Here is a 19,698-nt window from a genome sequence, read left to right as displayed (position 1 = left end):
CGGCGTTCGCCGGGACGACGCTGAGAGCTTACCGATTGACTCCCCCTCTATTCGTTATAAAACATAACTATTCTGGACAGGACGCAATAAGCCGATGGGAAACGCCGCCACCACCGCCGCCGCGGATCAATCCGCGCTGCTCAAGGTCGAGACCCAGGGCGCCGTGCTGACCATCGGCCTCAACCGGCCGGCCAAGCGCAACGCGCTGAACGACGGCATTATCCTCGCGATCGGGGACTGCTTCTCGCATATCCCGGACAGCATCGGCGCCGTGGTCATCCACGGCATCGGCGATCATTTCTCCTCGGGCCTCGATCTGTCGGAACTGACCGAGCACGACGCCACCGAAGGCCTGCGGCATTCGCAGATGTGGCACCGGGTGTTCGACAAGGTGCAGTATTGCCGCGTGCCTGTCATTGCCGCACTGAAGGGTGCGGTGATCGGCGGCGGGCTGGAGCTGGCCTGCGCCGCGCATATCCGCGTCACTGAGCCCAGCGCCTATTTCGCGCTGCCCGAGGGCCAGCGCGGCATCTTCGTCGGCGGCGGCGGATCGGTGCGGCTGCCGCGGCTGATTGGCGTTGCCAGGATGACCGACATGATGCTGACGGGGCGGGTCTATTCCGCGACCGAGGGTGCCTCCTACGGTTTTGCGCAATATCTGACCGAGGAAGGTGCTGCCCTCGACAAGGCGATGGAACTCGCCGCAAAGGTCGCGAGCAATGCGCCGCTGACCAATTTCGCCGTGTTGCAGGCGCTGCCGTTGATCGCGGAGGCCAATCCGCAAACCGGCCTTCTGATGGAATCGCTGATGGCGACGGTGGCGCAGAGCGACAAGGAAGCTAAACTGCGGATCCGCGCCTTCCTCGATCGCAAGACCGCAAAGGTGAAGCCAGGCTGACATGAGCGCGCCATCCAACATGTCCATGCCGAAGGCACGCAGCGACGCGCGGCTGCGCCCGATTTCGTTTTGCGATCCCGCGGTCACCATCGAGCGCCGCGATGACGGCACCATCTATCTGCGGCCGAAGCTTGCACTGAGCGACTATCCGGAGCGGCTGACCGACCGGCTGCATCATTGGGCCACGACCGCGCCGGACCGCATCTTCATGGCGGAGCGCGACGGCGGCCGCGGCTGGCGACAGATCACCTACGCGGAGTTGCTGACGTCGAGCCGGCACATCGCCTCGGGGCTCCTGGCGCGCGGCCTCTCCGCCGAGAAGCCGGTCGTGATCCTTTCCGGCAATACGATCGACCACGCGCTGATCGCGTTCGGCGCGCTCTATGCAGGCATCCCGTTCTGCCCGGTATCCCCGGCCTATTCGCTGGTGTCGAAGGATTACGGCAAGCTTTCCTACTTGATGAAGCTGCTGACACCCGGCCTGGTCTTCGCCGACGACGCGGACAAATTCGCCGACGCGCTGCAGGCCAATGTTTCCCTGGGAACCGAGATCGCAGCCGCCTTTGGCGCGCTGCCGGGCCGCACCGTGACCATGCTCGCCGACCTCATGGCGACGCCGCTGCATCCGCGCCTCGATGCCGTGCATCAGGCGATCGGCCCCGACACCATCGCGAAATTCCTGCTCACTTCGGGCTCGACCGGCAATCCCAAGGCCGTCATCAACACCCAGCGCATGCTCTGCGCCAACCAGGTGATGATCCGCGAGACCATGGCCTTCCTGAAGGACGAGCCGCCCGTCATCGTCGACTGGCTGCCATGGAATCACACCTTTGGCGGCAACCACAATATCGGGCTGACGCTGTACAATGGCGGCTCGATGTATCTCGACGCCGGCAAGCCGATGCCGGGCGGGATCGAGGAGACCGTGCGCAATCTCCGCGAGATTTCGCCGACGGTCTATTTCAACGTCCCGAAGGGCTATGAATCGCTGCTGCCTTATCTGCGCGACGACGCGGCGTTGCGCGCAAAATTCTTCGGCCGGCTGCATGCGATGTTCTTCTCGGGTGCTGCGCTGTCGCCGTTCGTCTGGAACAGCCTCGACGAACTGAGCGTGCAGGAAACCGGCTTCCGGGTGCCGATGTTGACCGGCCTCGGCGCCACCGAAAGCGCGCCGTTCTTCATGTCGGTCAATCCCCGCACCAGCCGCTCCGGCCATATCGGCCTTCCGGTTTCCGGCAACGATGCCAAGCTGGTGCCGAACAACGGTAAACTCGAGGTTCGCGTCAAGGGCCCGAACGTCACGCCGGGCTATTGGCGGCAGCCGGAATTGACCGCGAAGGCCTTTGATGAGGAAGGCTTTTATAAATTCGGCGACGCGATCAAGCCTGCCGACGCCAACGATTTCGACGCAGGTTTCGATTTCGACGGCCGCCTCGCCGAGGATTTCAAGCTCGCCAGCGGTACCTGGGTCAGCGTTGGTCCGTTGCGCGCGCGGTTCATCGCGGCCTGCGCGCCGCTGGTGCGCGACGTGGTAATCGCCGGCATCAACCGCGACGAGGTCTCGGCGATCGTCATTCTCGATCTCGACGGCTGCCGCCTGATCAACCCGACGACCCCGATCGATGACCTCTCGCTCACGGCGGCCGATCCCTTGATCCGCGAAGCCTTTCGCGAACGATTCACAAAGTTTCTTGCGACCTCGACCGGGTCTTCGACGCGGATCACCCGCGCGGCGCTGCTGGATTCGCCGTTGTCGATCGACCGCGGCGAAGTCACCGACAAGGGATCGATCAACCAGCGCGCGGTGCTCGACGCACGCGCCGCGCTGATTGAGCAGCTTTATGCGGCGGCGCCGCCGGAACAAATCATCACGCTCTAACGAATTCGAACATCCGTTCTTACCCAGAGGGGGATACCATGCAGTTGAAGGATCAGGCCGCCATCGTCACCGGGGGCGCATCGGGATTGGGCGCCGCCACCGCTCGCAGGCTGGCCGCGCAAGGCGCCAAGGTCGCTGTGTTCGACCTCAATGCAAAACTCGCCGAAAGCGTCGCCGCCGAGATCAAGGGCGTCGCGGTGGCTTGCGACGTCTCCGACGCGGCGTCCGCGGAAGCCGCGATCGCCGCCGCCTCCAAGGCCCATGGCCCGGCGCGGGTGCTGGTCAATTGCGCCGGCATCGGCGTCGCCAAGCGGGTGGTCGGCCGCGACGGTCCGATGCCGCTGGCCGATTTCGACAAGGTCATCAAGGTCAATCTGATCGGTTCCTTCAACATGCTGCGGCTGGCGGCCACCGACATGTCGAAGCTGGAGCCGCTCTCGACCGGCGAACGCGGCGTCATCATCTCCACCGCTTCGGTCGCGGCCTATGACGGCCAGATCGGGCAGTCGGCCTATTCGGCCTCCAAGGGCGGCATCGTCGCGATGACGCTGCCGATCGCGCGCGAACTGGCGCAGTTCGGCATCCGCGTGATGACGATTGCGCCCGGCCTGTTCCTGACCCCGCTGTTGGGCGGACTGCCGCAGGAAGCGCAGGACTCGCTTGCCGCCGCCATCCCGTTCCCGCACCGGCTCGGCCAGGCCGACGAATTCGCCTCGCTGGCGATGCACATGATCGACAATCCCTATCTCAACGGCGAAGTGGTGCGGCTCGACGCCGCGCTCCGCATGGCGCCGAAATAAGGTCCAACGAATGTTCGTCCACCGCCGCGACGTGCAGATCCAGTGGGGCGATTGCGATCCCGCCAACATCGTCTATTACCCGCGCTACTTCGCGATGTTCGACGACTCGACCTCGATCATGTTCGAGGCGGCCGGCTTCTCCAAGCAGGACATCGTCAGGAAATACGGCCTGGTCGGGATCCCCATGGTGGATACGCGGGCGAAATTCTACATTTCGTCGACCCATGGCGACTGGATCAGCATCGAAAGCCGGGTCGAGAGCTTCAATCGCTCGAGCTTCGAGGTCACCCACAAGGTGTTCAAGGGCGCGGCGGTGGCGATCGAGGCGTTCGAGACCCGCGTCTTGGTCGGCCGGCACCCGGACGATCCGGCGCGGCTGAAATCGGCGGCGGTGCCGGCGGAAATCATCGCCAAATTCATGCAGGGATGACCCCGCAAGGGCTGTCACTTAAACAGGCTATGACCTAAAGAAGGGTTTGAATTAGCGGTCGAATTTTGATCTGTAGCGCTTTCGCGCGCAGTGGATACCGGTTCGCGTGAAGAAAACGCGTCAAACAAAGATCCAGAGCTGCGGTTCTGATTCCATCAGAACCGCAGCTCTGGACTGACAATAACATTTAAAGGGAGGAATCAATGAAGCGGTTTTATCTGTCGGCGGCGGTCGTCGCGGCATCGCTCGCGCTACCTGGATTGCCGGCGCTGGCGCAGACCAGCGAGATCACCATCGGTATCTCGATCACGACCACCGGACCGGGAGCGGCGCTTGGCATTCCCGAGCGCAACGCGCTGGAATTCGTGCCCAAGGAGATCGCGGGCGTACCGCTGAAGGTGATCGTGCTCGACGACGGCGGCGATCCCACCACCGCCACCACCAATGCGCGGCGCTTCGTCACGGAATCCAAGGCCGACATCATCATGGGATCCTCCATCACGCCGCCGACGATCGCGGTGTCCAACGTCGCCAACGAAGCGGGCATTCCCCATATCGGCCTGTCGCCGTTCCCGATCACGCCGGACCGCGCCAAATGGTCGGTGTCGATGCCGCAGCCGATTCCGATCATGGGCAAGGTGCTGTACGAGCACATGAAGGCGCACAACGTCAAAACCGTCGGCTATATCGGTTACTCCGATTCCTACGGCGATCTCTGGTTCAACGATTTCAAGTCGCAGGGCGTGGCGATGGGCCTGACGCTGGCGGACGAAGAGCGCTTTGCGCGGCCGGATACTTCGGTCACAGGGCAGGTGTTGAAGCTGGTCGCCGCCAATCCCGATGCGATCCTGGTCGGCGCCTCCGGTACCGCGGCGGGCCTGCCGCAGACCGAGCTGCGCGATCGCGGTTACAAGGGCCTGATCTACCAGACCCACGGCGCCGCCAGCATGGATTTCATTCGCATCGCGGGCAAAGCGGCCGAAGGCGTGCTGATGGCATCGGGCCCCGTGATGGACCCGGAGGATCAGCCCGACACCGCGCTGACCAAGAAGCCGGGACTGGCGCTCGACAAGGCCTATGAGGCCAAGTTTGGGCCCAACAGCCGCAGCCAGTTCGCCGGCCATTCCTACGATGCCTTCCTGGTGCTCGAACGCGTCATCCCGGTGGCGCTGAAGACGGCAAAGCCCGGTACGCCGGAATTCCGCGAGGCGATCCGCCAGGCGCTGCTCAGCGAACGCGACATCGCCGCCAGCCAGGGCGTCTACAACTTCACCGAAAAGGACCGCTACGGCCTCGATGACCGCTCGCGTATCCTCCTGACGGTAAAGGACGGGAAATACGTGCTGGCGAAGTGAGCCGGACGCCTGACGCTGAACGAACGCGAGCCGGCCTCTCTTCGAGAGGCCGGCTTTTTCTTGGGCTGCAAAGCCGGAGGTTTATCGGCTGCGCACGCGCGATTTCGACACCGGCCTGTCGAGCTGTGGTTGCAACGCACCGACCGCGTTCGCCCGGCGCGGCGGCAAGGCGGCTTCGGTCGCACGATGCGCGAGTTGGCCGACGATCCGAAGTATTTCGGATCGCGTGTCGATCCCGCCGAACTCGTCAGCCATCCGCTTTGCCCGCGCGCGATGATCCGGCTTGTCGAGTACGGTGCGCACGGCTTCACGCAACGCTTGGGGCGTTGGCTCGTTGGTCGCAAGATTGATGCCGGCGCCTGACCATCCGATACGCGCGTTCACGTCGGCCTTGTCTTCGGTCAATCCTGCGGCGACAAGCGGAACTCCGAAGCTCAGCGCCTGGTTGACGCTGCCATAGCCGCCGTTGGTGACAAGCACGTCGGCCTTGGGCAGCATCCATTCGAACGGCAGGTACTGGGCGAGGCGTGCATTGCCGGGAATGGGACCGGGTATCGCTTCGACGGGACGCCCGCCGGCGGTCGCGACCACGAGCAGATCGGGCTCGTTCGCCAGCGCCGCCAGGGTTGGGCCGATCAGCAGGCCGAAATTGTGGTTGGCCAGCGTTCCCTGCGTCACCAGCACCACCTTGCGCGAGCCGTCGAGTTCATGGGCCCAGGATGGCGGTGCAACCTGATTCGGGATGATGGGAGGCGTGCCGACGAAACGCACCGAGGGCGGCATGTCACGCGGAAACTCGAAGCTCGGAACCGTCAGTTGCAGATAGGCATCCGCAAGGTCCACGACGGATTCGAACAACTGCATCGACAACGGCCCGACGCCCAGCTTCTGCAGGCGTCGATTCAGCCGATCGGCCACGGGCTGATAGATGACCCGGTCATGTTCACGAGCGATCGCCGCATAGTCGTCGACCTGCTGCTTCGTGGTCGCGGGGGGCAAGCCGACAAAATGCGGAGCGCTGTCCTCGCGGCGCCAATGCAGGAACGACGTGCCGCAAAGCGCGACAGGAGGGCGCTTCGACCGTGGTCCGAGCAGCATCGGCAGCACCCCGAAAAACATGTCGTCCCCGATCACGATGTCGGCTGGGAAGGCACGCAAAACCTGCTGCAGGCCTTCATGCTGGGCAGGAAGGGTGTCGACGAACACACGCTCCAGGGCGACGCGCAACCAGTCCAGGCCTGGAGCCATGGTTTTCAGCTCGGGAGCCACCGAGTCGAAGTCGCGCAGATCGTAGTCCGCCCCGTCGGGAAGGGCGTGGAATTTCGCCCCGATCGCCTCGATGCGGCCGCGCAGGACGCTGCCGGACAGAAGGGCGAGCTCGTGGCCTTCGGCTATCAAGGTGTGTCCGATCGCAAGCAGCGGATTGAGATGGCCCGTGGCGGGCGTCGAAGCGATGAGAATTTTCATGTGACCTGTCACTCCGGTTGTCGAGGGAGCTGTTGCCCGGACGGTTGTCCGGCGGCTCGGCTCGGGGAGGGACAGGCTGCAGGATCGCCGTTACGTCTCGACTTCGAAGCGGCGCGAAACGGTTACGACTGCAACGCGTGATGGCTTTGCAAAGGCATGCCCCGGAAATCGCGCGTGCGCGGGAGAAATAGTGGAAGCCGACGCCGGAAGCGCTGAGAGTGTCCTTCGCTCAGGACAGCATGGCGGTACGCTCGGCGGGACGGGCAAGCAGCAGATACGAGCCCAGTGCGAGAACTGAGCACACCGCCATAAAAGCCGTCATCGAGAGCGCCGAGTGCTCGTTCGAGAGCGTTGCGACGAGGCCGCTGACGACGGCGCCCATCGCCATCTGGATGCAGCCGGTGGCTGCGCCGGCGGCACCGGCAATCTGCGGCAAGGGCTGCATCGCCCCCTGCATCGCGTTCGGCGCGATCAGCCCGAATGCAAAGTTGCCGAGGACCAGAAGCGAGATCACCACGGCGAGCGGCATCCAGTCGGCCAGCGTCATCGTCAGCAACAGCAACGCGGCGCCCGCCGCGAGCACCAGGCCGACCGTCAACGGATAGTCCGGCCCGACGCCGAGGGCGCTGAGCCGGCCGTTGAGGAAGGCCCCCGCCATGATACCCAGCGAGGTTGCAGCGAATACCAGGCCATACTGGGCAGGTCTCAATCCCACGGCGTTGATCAGGAACAGCGAGGAGCCGCTGACATAAGCGAACAGCGCCCCGAACGCCGCGGCGTTGACGAGGATGTACCCGAGGCAAAGCGGATTGGTCAGGACACGAAGATAGTTGCGCGCGATGACGGAGGGGACCAGGCGGTTGGCCGGGTCGATTCGTGCGCTCTCGGCGAAACCAATCGACATGGCCAGAAGCAACAACATGCCGACGCCCGCGAGCGCCGCGGGGATGGCGCGCCAACCCCCAAGGGCAAGCAGCGCCGCTCCCGCGGTCGGCGCGATCGCGGGGACGATCATGGTGGCAATGGCCACGTAGGAAAGCCTGGTGCGGGCGGCCTGGCCCTCGAATAGATCGCGGATAATGGCCAGGGCGATGGTCATGCTCGCGCCGGCGCCGGCACCCTGGACAACGCGCCATATCAGGAGGGTCGAGAGCGATCGGGCGAAGGCGCAGCCGATGCCGGCGATGATGAAGAGCGTGCAGGCGAACACCACGACGGGCTTGCGGCCGTATCGATCGGAAGCCGGCCCATAGAGCAGCGGCGCGAACGCGAAGCCGAGCATGAAGAGGCTCATCATCAGGCCGGCCTGTGCCGGCGCGACGTGGAGTGCGGCACCGATGGCCGTCAGCGCCGGCAGGCTCATGTCGATGCCGAAGGACGGCAGGGCGACGAGAAACCCCAGCAGCAAGGTGAAAGCCGTTGAGGCAGGCGGAACGCGCACGCGTCGGATGTCCTATGGTTGAACCGGCGTTGCGATGCCATCTCTTTGGGGTCGCGTACCGCGCGCGGCCCTAAAGAGAGGCAATCTCGTGGCCTTCCGCGGCCAGGATTGCAGGATCGCGGTTACGCTTCGGCTTCCAAAGCCGCACGGATTGGTTACGGTTGTAGCGGGCGACTCGAATTCGCGAAGAATCTGGAACCGGACGTCGACTCAGCAGCCGCGACAGATATTAAGCTTGCGATCGACGGCGGTGTCCTCCGCACTGAGCTGCTCGAGATGGCCGGCGGCCTCCGGCGGGAGGTCCGCGGGGTGCGGCTGGCGGTGGCCGATTGGCGCGCCGCCGACCGATCGCGGATCCTGCGCCAGCGATAAGGTCACGATTGGAGCGGCGGGCCCGGCCAGCGATTTTCCCATGGTCTGCGCCATCGCGATCCGACTGCCGAGCAGCGCCAGCAATGCTGCGGTCTTGATCAGGTTTCGCATGATTGGATCTCCGGTTGCTGATATCCGTCATGCAAACTGGACGGCCCGCGCTACCGCGCGATTTCAGTCTCCCGGAAAACAATTGCGGTTGTAGGCGTGCGGCGACAAAAATGAGGCGAAGCCGCCCAAGGGCGAAACTCGCCCTAGCGCCTTTGCGCATCGAGCGTTGCCAGGAATTGGTCTGCAATCGGCCGCCACCTGTCGGGATAGAGCCGCAGCAGATGGCCGTCGCCCGGAACGCCGTGGAGCAGCTCGAAGCGCGCGCTGCCGCCGGCCGCCGTGAAAGCCCGTATGTCGGCCGTCGGAGGATGAAGGACCTGGCTCAGACGCGGCCCGAGGTCCGAGTGTGACGTAGCGGACGTTCGGAAAATTGCGAGGTGGCCGGAATTCGCCCGGGCGTGGTTGGACAGGCGCGAAACATCTCGCGCCGAATGGCGCGGTCGCGGCCGGATGTCAACGTCGCGTGTCAGCCTGGCTCAGGTAACGATATCCACGCTGGATATCTTGGCCTCTTCGGCCTCGAGTTCCTGGGCGGCTTCGACACGCTGTTGATCGGATTTGATCGTCGCGGTCGCTGCCTTGGTCGTTTCGTCTGCAACGAGTTTGAATTCCGCCTGACTAACCACGATGTGGGCCGGGTACGTTGGGCCGATGTTGCTCATGTCACCCCTCCTGGAGTTGCTTCAAACTTGCAGGGATTCGTTCATGTTTTCTTAAGAGGTTCGGTTAACGCACGGCCGAATCGGCGGTCGCGAACCGATTCGCGCCATTTTTGGCCGTAGCCATTGCGGTTAAAGAGGCCATTGGCGGTTAAATCGCGCTCTCGCCTTCGTGGGTAAAACCGAGATAGCTCGCCGCCACGCGCGCGTTGCTGGCGATGTCCTTGGCCGCGCCGTCGAGGACGAATTCGCCGAGCTCCATCACATAGGCGCGGTCGGCGATCTGCAGCGCGGCCTGCGCGTTCTGTTCGACCAGCAGCACCGACACCCCGGCCGAACGCAACTCGCCGACGATGCGGAAGATGTCGGCGACGATGATCGGGGCGAGGCCCAGGCTCGGCTCGTCCAGCATCAATAGTTTCGGTGCGCCCATCAGGGCGCGGCCCATCGCCAGCATCTGCTGCTCGCCGCCCGACAGCGTCCCGGCGAGTTGCCGGCGCCGCTCCTTCAGCCGCGGAAACAGCGTGTAGACCTGCTCGAACGATTGTGCCGCGACCGCGCGCGCGATCCGGAACGCGCCGAGCTGCAGATTGTCCTCGACGCTCATGGTGGCGAACAGCTCGCGATGCTCGGGCACCAGGCTCAGCCCCGCCGCGACGCGGTCCTCGATCTCGAGCTGCACCATGTCCGCGCCGGCAAAGGCGACGCGGCCCTTCAGCGGCAGGATGCCCATGATGGCGTTGAGCAGCGTGGTCTTGCCGGCGCCATTGGCACCGATGATGGTGACGATCTCGTTGTCGGCGACCTCGAGCGAGACCGAGCGGACCGCTTCCACTTTGCCATAGGCGATATGGGCGTCGGAGACCGTCAGCAGCGCGCTCATGCGACCGCTCCGAGATAGGCCTTGATGACGTCGGGATTGGTCTTGATCGCTTGCGGCGTGCCTTCAGCGATCTTGGTGCCGAAGTCGAGCACCACGATGCGGTCGGCGAGATCCATCACGAATCCCATGTCGTGCTCCACCAGCAGCACCGACATGCCGCCGTCGCGCAAGCCGCGCAAGAGGCCGGCGAGGCGCTGCTTCTCCATGTGGCGCAGGCCGGCGGCCGGCTCGTCGAGCAGCAGCAGCATCGGGTCGACGCACAGCGCGCGCGCGATTTCGACGATGCGCTGCTGGCCGAGCGAGAGCGAGCCGGCCAGCGCGTCAATCTGGCCGGAAAGCCCGACGCGCTCGATCTGGCGTGCCGCTTCCGCGAGCAGTCTTGCCTCGTCGGCGCGGTCGAGCCAGAACATGCTGGAGATCGCGCCGGAACGTCCGCGCAGGTGCGCGCCGATCGCGACGTTCTCCAGCACCGTCATGTCAGGCACCAGCTTGACGTGCTGAAACGTCCTGGCGATGCCGAGTTTCGTCACTTCCTGCGGTGGTGCGTTGTCGATGCGCTTGCCGAGCACGGAGATCTTGCCGCCGGACTTGGTCAGCACGCCGGTGATCAGGTTGAAGGTCGTGCTCTTGCCGGCGCCGTTGGGGCCGATCAGCGCGACGATCTCGCGGGCCCAGACGTCGAAGGAGACGTCGTTGACCGCAATGACGCCGCCGAATTGTTTGCGCGCTTTCTCGATCTGCAACAGCACGGAAGACGCGCCGGCCGCGCGCGGGCGCATGGGCAGGGTCAGCGTTGCATCGGGCCGCCGGCGGCCGGTTTTAAGGGGTAGCCGCGCCGTCAGCCAGGGCCAGACGCCGGTCGGCGCCAGTTGCAGCAGCACCACCAGGAGGATGCCGAACACGATGGTCTCGAGCTGGACCTGGCCGCCGAAGATATAAGGCAGATAGCTCTGCAGGATCTCCTTCAGGACGACGACGATGGCCGCGCCCAGTACGCCGCCCCAGACATAGCCGGCGCCGCCGACCACCGCGATGAAGAGATATTCGATGCCGGCCTGGGCGCCGAACGGGGTCGGATTGGCGGCGCGCTGGAAATGCGCATAAAGCCAGCCGGACAGCCCGGCCAGAACGGCCGCATAGATGAACACCAGGAGTTTGGCGCGGGGCGTCTGCACGCCGAAGGCTTCGGCGGCGATATGGCCGCGCCGCAGCGCGCGGATGGCGCGGCCGGTGCGCGAGTCCAGCAGGTTCATGGTCAGGAGCGCCGACAGCAGGACGGCGATCCAGATGGCAAAATAGATGCTGCCGGGATCGATCATCTTGAAGGCGCCGATCGACAGCGGCGGGATCGCGGAGATGCCGTCGTTTCTCCCTAAGAATTCGAGCTTGCTGAACAGGTAAAACAGGCCGAGGCCCCAGGCGATGGTGCCGAGCGGCAGATAGTGCCCGGACAGCCGCACCGTAACGAGGCCGAGCAGCACCGCGGCGAGGCCGCTCACCAAGAGCGACAGCGGCAGCGTCAGCCATGGCGACAGGCCGTAGGTCGTCGTTAGTACCGCGGTGGTGTAGGCGCCGAAGCCGCAGAACGCCGCCTGGCCGAACGAGGTGAGGCCGCCGACGCCGGTCAGGAGCACGAGCCCCATCGCCACCAGCGCCGATAACCCGATATTGTCCAGGAGCACGATCCAGAACGGCGGCATCCCCGGGATGAACGGGATTGCCGCCATCACAAGCGCGAACACGAGGACGGGCAGCCGCTCTTTCATCGCGATCAATCCTTCTCTTCCTCGACGGCGGGCGCCGACAGCGACCGCAGCACGAGAACCGGAAGGATCAGCGTGAACACGATGACCTCCTTGAAATTGCTGGCATAGAACGAGGAGAACGCTTCCACCGTGCCGACCACCAGCGCCGCGACCGCGGTCAGGGGGTAGCTGACGAGGCCGCCGATGATCGCGGCGATGAAACCTTTCAGCCCGATCAGGAATCCGGTGTCGTAATACAGCGTCGTGATCGGCACGATCAGGATCCCCGAAATCGCGCCGATCACGGAAGCCAGCAGGAATGCGATCTGCCCCGACAGCGTGGTGCGGATCCCGACCAGCCGCGCGCCCAGCCGATTGACGGCGGTGGCGCGCAGCGCCTTGCCATACAGCGTCAGCCCGAAGAACAGCCACAGGGCGATGATGAAGGCGATGGTGATGCCATAGACCGCGATGCTCTGGCCGGTGAAGCGCAGCGGCCCGAGGGTGAAGGCGGTGTCCGCGATGGTCGGGCCGCGCTGGCCCTCGGCGCCGAAAAACACCAGCCCGAACCCCTGCAGCGCCAGATGGCAGCCGACCGAGGCGATCAGCAGCACCAGCACCGAGGTATGCGCCAAGGGCTGAAACGCGATGCGGTAGAGAAACAGGCCGATCAGGGCGACGATCGCCAGCGACAGCGCGATGGAGACGGCGATCGGCGGATGGCGGCCGGCGAGCCAGGCGGTGAGGGCGAGGATCGCCGAGGGCAGCACGATGTTGACTGCGAAGGCGCGGGCGACCAGCTTCAGGTGCGGCGATTTGCGGCCTGCGAACAGGTCGAGCGCGAACGCCACGATCCCCATCGCCACCGCCAGCCGCGCGGTGCCGGGCATCTGCCCCGACGACAGCGAGGCATAGGTCAGCGCGCCATAGGTGACGAACTCGCCCTGCGGAATCAGGATCACGCGCGTGACGGCGAATACCAGCACCAGCGCGAGCCCCAGCAACGCATAGATCGCGCCATTGGTGATGCCGTCCTGCACCAGGAACAGCATGATCGTCATGTTCAAGACCGGACGCTCCCCCTCACACCCCGGCCGGTCCTCTAGCCTTCAAAGAGGCCGCCCGACCGTCCGATAACAGCAGTTGAAACATGCTGCCGGTATTTGATATGATGGATAACAATTATCAAATATAATCTCAAGGCCCGCCTTCCGGGGAGGGGCCATTTGCAGCCTATAGCGTTTTCGCGCGAAGTGGATACCGGTTCGCGTGAGGAAAACGCGTAAGACAAAGCAGCCGGAGTCCTGGTTCCGATTCAATCAGAACCAGGGCTCCGGCCAGATTGCGAGCATCGCGCGATGACTGTTTCCAAGACCGCCACCGTCGATGCCAGGGACTCGAGCAAGACCTCCCGCACCGCCCGCAAGGAGCCTGTCGAGACGACCGTGGAAGCCCCCGCGCTGCAGATGGGCGAATTGTCCGAACTGCTGGGCTATTCGCTCAAGCGCGCTCAACTGAGGGTGTTCGAGGATTTCCTGCGCTGCGTCGCACCGCTGCAACTGACCCCGGCGCAGTTCTCGGTGCTGTTGCTGCTCGACAAGAATCCCGGGCGCAACCAGACCGAGATCGCCAATACGCTCGGCATCCTGCGGCCGAACTTCGTGGCGATGCTCGACGGGCTGGAGAGCCGCGATCTGTGTTCGCGGATGCGTTCCGCCAACGATCGCCGCTCCCACATCCTGGTCCTCACCGACAAGGGCAGGGCGGTGCTGGCCCGCGCCAAGAAACTCGTCGCCTCCAAGCACGAAGCGCGTCTCAACGAACTGCTCGGCCCCGCCAACCGCGCCGCGCTGCTGGAAATGCTGGCGACCATCGCACGGGAGTTTTGAGGGGCCGTTCGGCGAACCGCTCCATCGTGACTGCGAGGAGCGCTGCGACGAAGCAGTCCACACTTCGTCATTCCGGGGCGATGCGAAGCATCGAACTACGATGTGCAATTGCACATCGGAGAATCTCGAGATTCCGGGTTCGCGCTTACGCGCGCCCCGGAATGACGGTCTAAGCATCCACCAAAATCACCCTGACATCGTTGACATTGGTCAGCGTCGGCCCGGTCAGCAGCAAATCCCCGGTGGCGGCGAAGAACGCGGTGGCGTCGTTGTTGTCGAGATAGGCTTTGGCGTCGAGGCCGAGGGATTTCATTTTGGCAAATGTGCCGGCATCGATCAGCGCGCCGGCGGGATCGGCCGCACTCCCGGCGCCGCCGTCGGCGCCGTCGGTGTCAGCCGCCAGCGCCGAGATGCCTGACGTGTCCCTGAGCAGGCCGGCCAGCGCCAGCGCATATTCCTGGTTCGGGCCGCCGCGACCCTGGCCGCGCACGGTGACCGTGAGTTCGCCGCCCGACAGGATCGCCACGCGCTTGCCAGCCGCGCGCGCCGTGAGCGCCAGCCGCGCGTGTTCGGCGGCAATTTCGCGTGCCTCGCCTTCGAGATCGGCGCCGAGATCAATCACCTCATAGCCTGCATCCGTTGCGAGCTGCACCGCCGCGTCGAGCGACTGTTTCGGCCGTGCGATCAGCTCGAACTGGGCGCGCGCAAAGGCGGCGTCGCCCGGCTTGCAGCTTTCGTTACCGGGATCGTCGAGCGCGCGGCGGATGGCGTCGTCGACATCGAGGCCGTATTTCGCGACCAGGGCGCGGGCGTCCGCCAGCGTGGTCGGATCCGGCACCGTCGGTCCCGACGCGATCGCGGAAGCGTCGTCATGCGGAACGTCTGATATCGCCAGCGTGACGATTTCGGCGAGCTTGCCGGCGCGCGCCAGCCGGCCGCCCTTGATCCGCGACAAATGCTTGCGGACGGTGTTGACCTCGCCGATTCTCGCGCCCGAACGGAGCAGCGCCCGCGTCACCTGTTGCTTCTGCGCGAAGGATATCCCCGCAACCGGCGCGATCCAGTTTGCCGAGCCGCCGCCCGACAGCAGCACCAGCAGCAGGTCGTCGGCGCCGGCATCCGTGGCGAGACGCAGGCTTTCCCCGGCGCCCTTCAATCCGGCCTCGTCGGGCACGGGATGGCCGGCCTCGATCACCCTGATCCGCCGCGTCGGCACGCCATGGCCGTGGCGCGTGGTCGCTACCCCCAGAAGACGCGAGGGCGCAAGGCCAAGGCCGTCGAGATAGTGCCGCTCCGCCGCCGCCGCCATGGCCGCCGCGGCCTTGCCGGCGGCAAGGCAGATCACCCGGCCCTTCGGCGGGGGGCGCAGATGTGCCGACAGCACCATGTCGGGATGCGCGGCGGCGACCGCAGCGTCAAAGATCGCGCGCAGGAGAGGGCGTCGGTCGGTCATTGTCATCAGGAACTTTGGCCTTGCGGGGTTCGCGGCGAAAGGATTTGAACGGCGGTTATCCATCCGATTCCGGCAAAAGAAAACCCCCGCCTCCTTGGCGGGGGTCCTGAACATCTTTCGTGTTCCGGACGCGATGCAGCGCAGAGCCGGGACCCACCGTGAAGCACGGACCCCGAATCAGCAGCGCACCGCAAGAGCGCTGCGCTACGTCCGGGGAACGAACGATTACCCTCCGACGTCGGCGCTGATGACGTCGCCGAACAGGTTCCACCTTTCGCCCTTGAACCGCATCAGCTGAAGCTGGCTGATCGGCGCAAAATCGTCCGGGCCGGTGTTGATCTTGATGCCGGGCAGCATCACTTCGGTGCGGAAATCCTTGATGCTGGCCGCCTGCTTCATGATGTTTTCGCGGGTGAGGTTGTCGCCGCATTGTTGCAGCACATGCACCAGCGTTTGCGCGACGCCATAGCCGACCACGGTGCTCTGGTCTAGCTTGTCGCCGTCCGGAAAATCCTTGGCCAGGAACGCATAGAATTCCTTCATGCCGGGATCCTCGTTCCACTGCGGATCCGAGGCATCCTTGAGATAGGCGGCGGAAATGATGTCCTGCGCATTCTGGAAACCGGCCGGCTTGAGGACGCTGCCGACCGACGCCGACACGTTGTTGAGGAAGTGCAGCGGTTTCCAGTCGATCTCCGCCACCTTCTTGATCGCCTGTGCGGCGAATTTCGGGGTCGCGATATCGAGGAATACATCGGCGCCGCTCGATTTGAGCTTGACGATATGGCTGTCGATCGTCGGCTCCGTGGTCTCGAAACTTTCCTCGGCGATGATCATCGTGGCGGCCTTGGCGCCCAGGCCATCCTTCAGGCCCTTGAGGTAGTCCTTGCCGTAATCGTCGTTCTGGTAGAGCACCGCGATCTTGGCGTCCGGCTTGTTCTTCAGAAGGTACTTCGCATAGATCTGGGTTTCGCTCTGGTAGTTGGGCTGCCAGCCCATGGTCCAGGGAAAGTCCTTGGGATCGTTCCACTTGGTGGCGCCGGTGGCGACGAACAGCTGCGGCACCTTCTTCGAATTCATGTATTTGTGGATCGCCGAATTCGACGGCGTCCCCAGCGAATTGAAGATGAACAGCACCTCGTCGCTCTCGACCAGCTTGCGGGCCTGCTCGACCGCCTTCGGCGGACTATAGGCGTCATCGTAGCTGATGAAATTGATCTTGCGGCCGTTGATGCCGCCGGCATCGTTGATCTTCTTGAAGTAGGCGGCCTCGGTCTTGCCGATCACGCCATAGGCGGAGGCCGGGCCGCTATAGGGCATGATGTTGCCGATCTTGATTTCGGTATCGGTAGCGCCGGTATCGTATTTTTTCTGAGCAAGCGCGCCGCTGCTCGACGCTGCGAGCACGATGAGCGCCGCCGAAGCAATGGCTAGTCTGCTGGTGACAACAGGCATTCCGGATCTCCCTTGGATGTTTGTGTGTGCGCCCTGTTCTTGGTTGAGATTTTTTTGTGGCGCAGGAGCAATTGAATACCATTTGGCGGGGGCCATCAAGAAAAAGCCCCTGCGACAGGGCCGCAGGGGCTGCTTCTTTAGTAGTCAGCCGGGTACCGGCTAGCCGGCCGATGCCTCAGCCGCCGACGTCGCCGCTGATGATCTCCCCGAACAGGTCCCATTTCTCGCCCTTGAACTTCATCAATTGAAGCTGGGAGATTGGGGCGAAGTCGGTGGCGCTGGTATTAACCTTGATGCCCGGCAACAGGCCGCCGAGTTCCAGATCCTGGATGCTGGCCGCCTGCTTCATGATGTTTTCCCGCGTCAGGTTGTCGCCGCAGGCCTTCAGCACATGCACGAGCCCCTGCGCGACGGTGTAGCCATACATCAGGTTGAGATCGATCCTGTTGCCTTCCGGGTAGTACTTGGCGAGGAACTCGTCGAATGCGTTCATGCCCGGATCATTCTTCCACTGCGGATCGGAAGGGTCCTTGATGTAAGCGGAGGAGATGATGTTCTGACTGGCGTCAAAGCCGGCCGGCTTGATCACGCTGCCGATCGAGGCTGAGACGTTGTTGAGGAAGTGCAGCGGCTTCCACCCGATCTCGGCGTTCTTCTTGATGGCCTGCGCGGCGAATTTCGGCGTGGTGACGTTGAAGAACACGTCGGCGCCGCTCGCTTTCAGGTTGACGATGTGCGAGTCGATGGTTGGCTCGGTGGTCTCGTAGCTTTCCTCGGCGATGATCATCGATGAGGCCTTGGCGCCTAACCCGTCCTTCAAGCCTCTGAGATAGTCTTTGCCGTAATCGTCGTTCTGATACAGCACGGCGATCCTGGCGTCGGGCATATTCTTGAGAATGTACTTGGCGTAGATGCGCGATTCGCTCTGGTAGTTGGGCTGCCAGCCCATGGTCCACGGAAACTCCTTCGGGTCGTTCCACTTGGTGGCGCCGGTGGCGACGAACAGCTGCGGCACCTTTTTCGTGTTCATATATTTCTGGATCGCCGAGTTCGGCGGCGTGCCCAGCGGGTTGAAGACGAAGAGCACCTCGTCGCTTTCCACCAGCTTGCGCGCCTGCTCGACCGTCTTGGGCGGACTGTAGCCGTCGTCATAGCTGATGAAATTGATCTTGCGGCCGTTGATGCCGCCTTCGGCATTGATCTTGTTGAAGTAGGCCTGTTCGGTCTTGCCGATCACGCCGTAGGCGGAAACGGGTCCGCTGTAGGGCATGATGTTGCCGATCTTGATTTCGGTATCGGTGGCGCCGGTGTCGTATTTCTTTTGCGCGGATGCGCCGCTGCTCAGCAACGCGGCTATCGCGAAGGCAGCCGAAAAGGCCCCCAATCGCAAATGGATAGCAGGCATTTGGACCTCCTTGGTCTGGTCTGTTGAATGTGTCGATTTTTTTGATTGGGAGCGCTTTTTGGCCCCTGCAGCCATTGAATACCCTGTCTTGATGCCCGGCAAGAAAAAGCCCCCTGCGACTTGTGTCGCAGGGGGCGCTATTTAGTCGAAGAGGACGGGATCACGGAGCCGTGAGAGACAGGCTCCGTGAGACGGCCTTAGTTTTCCATCTCGCCCGAGATGATGTCGCCGAACAATTCCCACTTGTCACCCTTGAACCGCATCATCTGCAGCTGCTCGATCGGTGCGAAATCGGTTTCCGAGGTGTTGATCTTGACGCCGGGCAGCAGGGTGTCGGGCGCAAAATCCTTCAGGCTCGCCGCCTGCTTCATCACATTGGCGCGGGTCAGGTCGTCACCGCACATCTCGATGACCTTGGCCATGGTCTGCGCCGCGCCGTAGCCGTACACCACCGAAGCGTCGAGCTTGTTGCCGTCGGGATCGTACTTCTCCAGGAAGGAGAAGAATTTCTTCATTCCGGGATCGTTGTCCCACTGCGAATCCGCGCCGTCCTTGGCATAGGCGGCCGACAGGATGCCCTGGCTGTTCTCGAAGCCCGCCGGCTTGATCACACCACCGACCGAGGCCGAGACGTTGACGACGAGGTGCAGCGGCTTCCAGTCGATTTCGGCGAGCCTCTTGATCGCCTGCGCCGCGAATTTCGGCGTGGTGACGCTGAAGAACACGTCGGCGCCGGTCGCCTTCAGCTTGACGATGTGGTTGTCGATCGAAGGTTCGGAGGTCTCGTAGCTTTCCTCCGCCACGATCATCGACGCCTTGGCGCCGAGGCCGTCCTTCAGGCCGTTGAGGTAGTCCTTGCCGAAATCGTCGTTCTGGTAGAGCACGGCGATCTTGCCGTCCGGCTTTTCGTTCAGGAGATATTTGGCGTAGATATGCGCTTCGCTCTGGTAGCTGGGCTGCCAGCCCATGGTCCACGGGAAGTTCTTCGGATCGTTCCATTTGGTGGCGCCGGTGGCGACGAACAGCTGCGGGATCTTTTTCGCGTTCAGATATTTCTGGATCGCCGAGTTTGACGGCGTGCCCAGCGGATTGAACACCACGAGCACTTCATCGCTCTCAACCAGCTTGCGGGCCTGTTCGACCGCCTTGGGCGGGCTGTAGCTGTCGTCATAGGTGATAAAGTTGATCTTGCGGCCGTTGATGCCGCCTTCGGCGTTGATCTTGTTGAAGTAGGCCTGTTCGGTCTTGCCGATCACGCCATAGGCGGAAGCGGGACCGCTATAGGGCATGATGTTGCCGATCTTGATCTCGGTGTCGGTGGCGCCGGTGTCGTATTTCTTTTGGGCGAGTGCTCCGCCGGAGGTGGCCGCGAATGCGATGACCGCCGTCGAGAACGCGGCGATTCTTAGTTCTTGTTTAGAAAACATACTCTCTCCTCATTTTTATCACCTTGGCC

General features: G+C 63.6%; 17 protein-coding genes. 6 read left to right on the top strand and 11 right to left on the bottom strand.

The features are described 5' to 3' along the window. The first annotated feature begins 94 nt into the window (after positions 1 to 94). From B5525_RS05650 to B5525_RS05630, 5 genes are all read left to right on the top strand, one after another. The gene (locus tag B5525_RS05650; protein WP_079565120.1) at positions 95 to 898 is read left to right on the top strand and encodes a crotonase/enoyl-CoA hydratase family protein; all 804 of its coding nucleotides are present in this window, start codon (positions 95 to 97) and stop codon (positions 896 to 898) included. A gap of 1 nt (position 899) precedes the next feature. Continuing rightward, entirely contained in the window at positions 900 to 2,777 is a 1,878-nt protein-coding gene (locus B5525_RS05645) for a feruloyl-CoA synthase (RefSeq protein ID WP_079565119.1), read from the top strand. Between the two features lie 38 nt (positions 2,778 to 2,815). Then, positions 2,816 to 3,577 carry an SDR family NAD(P)-dependent oxidoreductase gene (locus B5525_RS05640; protein ID WP_079565118.1) on the top strand — a complete coding sequence of 254 codons (762 nt, stop codon included), beginning with the start codon at positions 2,816 to 2,818 and terminating at the stop codon, positions 3,575 to 3,577. 10 nt (positions 3,578 to 3,587) lie between these two features. Continuing rightward, a complete protein-coding gene (locus B5525_RS05635; RefSeq protein ID WP_079565117.1) occupies positions 3,588 to 4,007 on the top strand; it encodes an acyl-CoA thioesterase in 420 nt (139 codons plus the stop codon). 203 nt (positions 4,008 to 4,210) lie between these two features. Next, positions 4,211 to 5,362 (top strand): ABC transporter substrate-binding protein, encoded by a 1,152-nt coding sequence (locus tag B5525_RS05630; RefSeq protein WP_079565116.1) that lies wholly within the window; start codon positions 4,211 to 4,213, stop codon positions 5,360 to 5,362. 81 nt (positions 5,363 to 5,443) lie between these two features. Here B5525_RS05630 and B5525_RS05625 read toward each other — a convergent pair whose 3' ends face one another. From B5525_RS05625 to B5525_RS05595, 7 genes are all read right to left on the bottom strand, one after another. Continuing rightward, entirely contained in the window at positions 5,444 to 6,829 is a 1,386-nt protein-coding gene (locus tag B5525_RS05625; RefSeq protein WP_154073077.1) for a glycosyltransferase, read from the bottom strand. A 229-nt stretch (positions 6,830 to 7,058) separates the two neighbouring features. Continuing rightward, on the bottom strand, positions 7,059 to 8,270 hold the full coding sequence (locus B5525_RS05620; RefSeq protein WP_079565115.1) for a multidrug effflux MFS transporter: 1,212 nt from the start codon (positions 8,268 to 8,270) through the stop codon (positions 7,059 to 7,061). A 210-nt stretch (positions 8,271 to 8,480) separates the two neighbouring features. Next, positions 8,481 to 8,753, bottom strand: a complete 273-nt coding sequence (locus B5525_RS05615) for a hypothetical protein (protein ID WP_079565114.1) — start codon at positions 8,751 to 8,753, stop codon at positions 8,481 to 8,483. Between the two features lie 476 nt (positions 8,754 to 9,229). Beyond that, entirely contained in the window at positions 9,230 to 9,415 is a 186-nt protein-coding gene (locus B5525_RS05610) for a hypothetical protein (protein WP_079565113.1), read from the bottom strand. 148 nt (positions 9,416 to 9,563) lie between these two features. Next, positions 9,564 to 10,295: an ABC transporter ATP-binding protein gene (locus B5525_RS05605; RefSeq protein WP_079565112.1), complete on the bottom strand. Its 732-nt coding sequence runs from the start codon at positions 10,293 to 10,295 to the stop codon at positions 9,564 to 9,566. After that, on the bottom strand, positions 10,292 to 12,061 hold the full coding sequence (locus B5525_RS05600; protein WP_079565111.1) for an ABC transporter permease subunit: 1,770 nt from the start codon (positions 12,059 to 12,061) through the stop codon (positions 10,292 to 10,294). The genes B5525_RS05605 and B5525_RS05600 overlap by 4 nt, the downstream gene beginning before the upstream one ends. 5 nt (positions 12,062 to 12,066) lie before the next feature. Continuing rightward, positions 12,067 to 13,107 (bottom strand): branched-chain amino acid ABC transporter permease, encoded by a 1,041-nt coding sequence (locus B5525_RS05595; RefSeq protein ID WP_079565110.1) that lies wholly within the window; start codon positions 13,105 to 13,107, stop codon positions 12,067 to 12,069. 291 nt (positions 13,108 to 13,398) lie between these two features. Here B5525_RS05595 and B5525_RS05590 point away from each other — a divergent pair, with 291 nt between their 5' ends. Next, positions 13,399 to 13,929 (top strand): MarR family winged helix-turn-helix transcriptional regulator, encoded by a 531-nt coding sequence (locus B5525_RS05590; RefSeq protein ID WP_079565109.1) that lies wholly within the window; start codon positions 13,399 to 13,401, stop codon positions 13,927 to 13,929. Between the two features lie 169 nt (positions 13,930 to 14,098). On the opposite strand, the gene B5525_RS05585 is transcribed toward B5525_RS05590, so the two are convergent. From B5525_RS05585 to B5525_RS05570, 4 genes are all read right to left on the bottom strand, one after another. Next, entirely contained in the window at positions 14,099 to 15,382 is a 1,284-nt protein-coding gene (locus B5525_RS05585) for a glycerate kinase type-2 family protein (protein WP_079572980.1), read from the bottom strand. A gap of 225 nt (positions 15,383 to 15,607) precedes the next feature. Further along, positions 15,608 to 16,837, bottom strand: coding sequence for an ABC transporter substrate-binding protein (locus tag B5525_RS05580; protein ID WP_079565108.1), 1,230 nt, complete (start codon positions 16,835 to 16,837; stop codon positions 15,608 to 15,610). Between the two features lie 175 nt (positions 16,838 to 17,012). Beyond that, positions 17,013 to 18,242 carry an ABC transporter substrate-binding protein gene (locus tag B5525_RS05575; RefSeq protein ID WP_079565107.1) on the bottom strand — a complete coding sequence of 410 codons (1,230 nt, stop codon included), beginning with the start codon at positions 18,240 to 18,242 and terminating at the stop codon, positions 17,013 to 17,015. Positions 18,243 to 18,439: 197 nt separating this feature from the next. Further along, positions 18,440 to 19,669, bottom strand: a complete 1,230-nt coding sequence (locus B5525_RS05570; RefSeq protein ID WP_079565106.1) for an ABC transporter substrate-binding protein — start codon at positions 19,667 to 19,669, stop codon at positions 18,440 to 18,442. Between the last annotated feature and the right edge of the window lie 29 nt (positions 19,670 to 19,698).

The organism is Bradyrhizobium erythrophlei, assembly GCF_900129505.1.
Lineage (GTDB): Bacteria > Pseudomonadota > Alphaproteobacteria > Rhizobiales > Xanthobacteraceae > Bradyrhizobium > Bradyrhizobium erythrophlei_D.
This window is presented reverse-complemented; position numbering and strand designations above follow the sequence as displayed.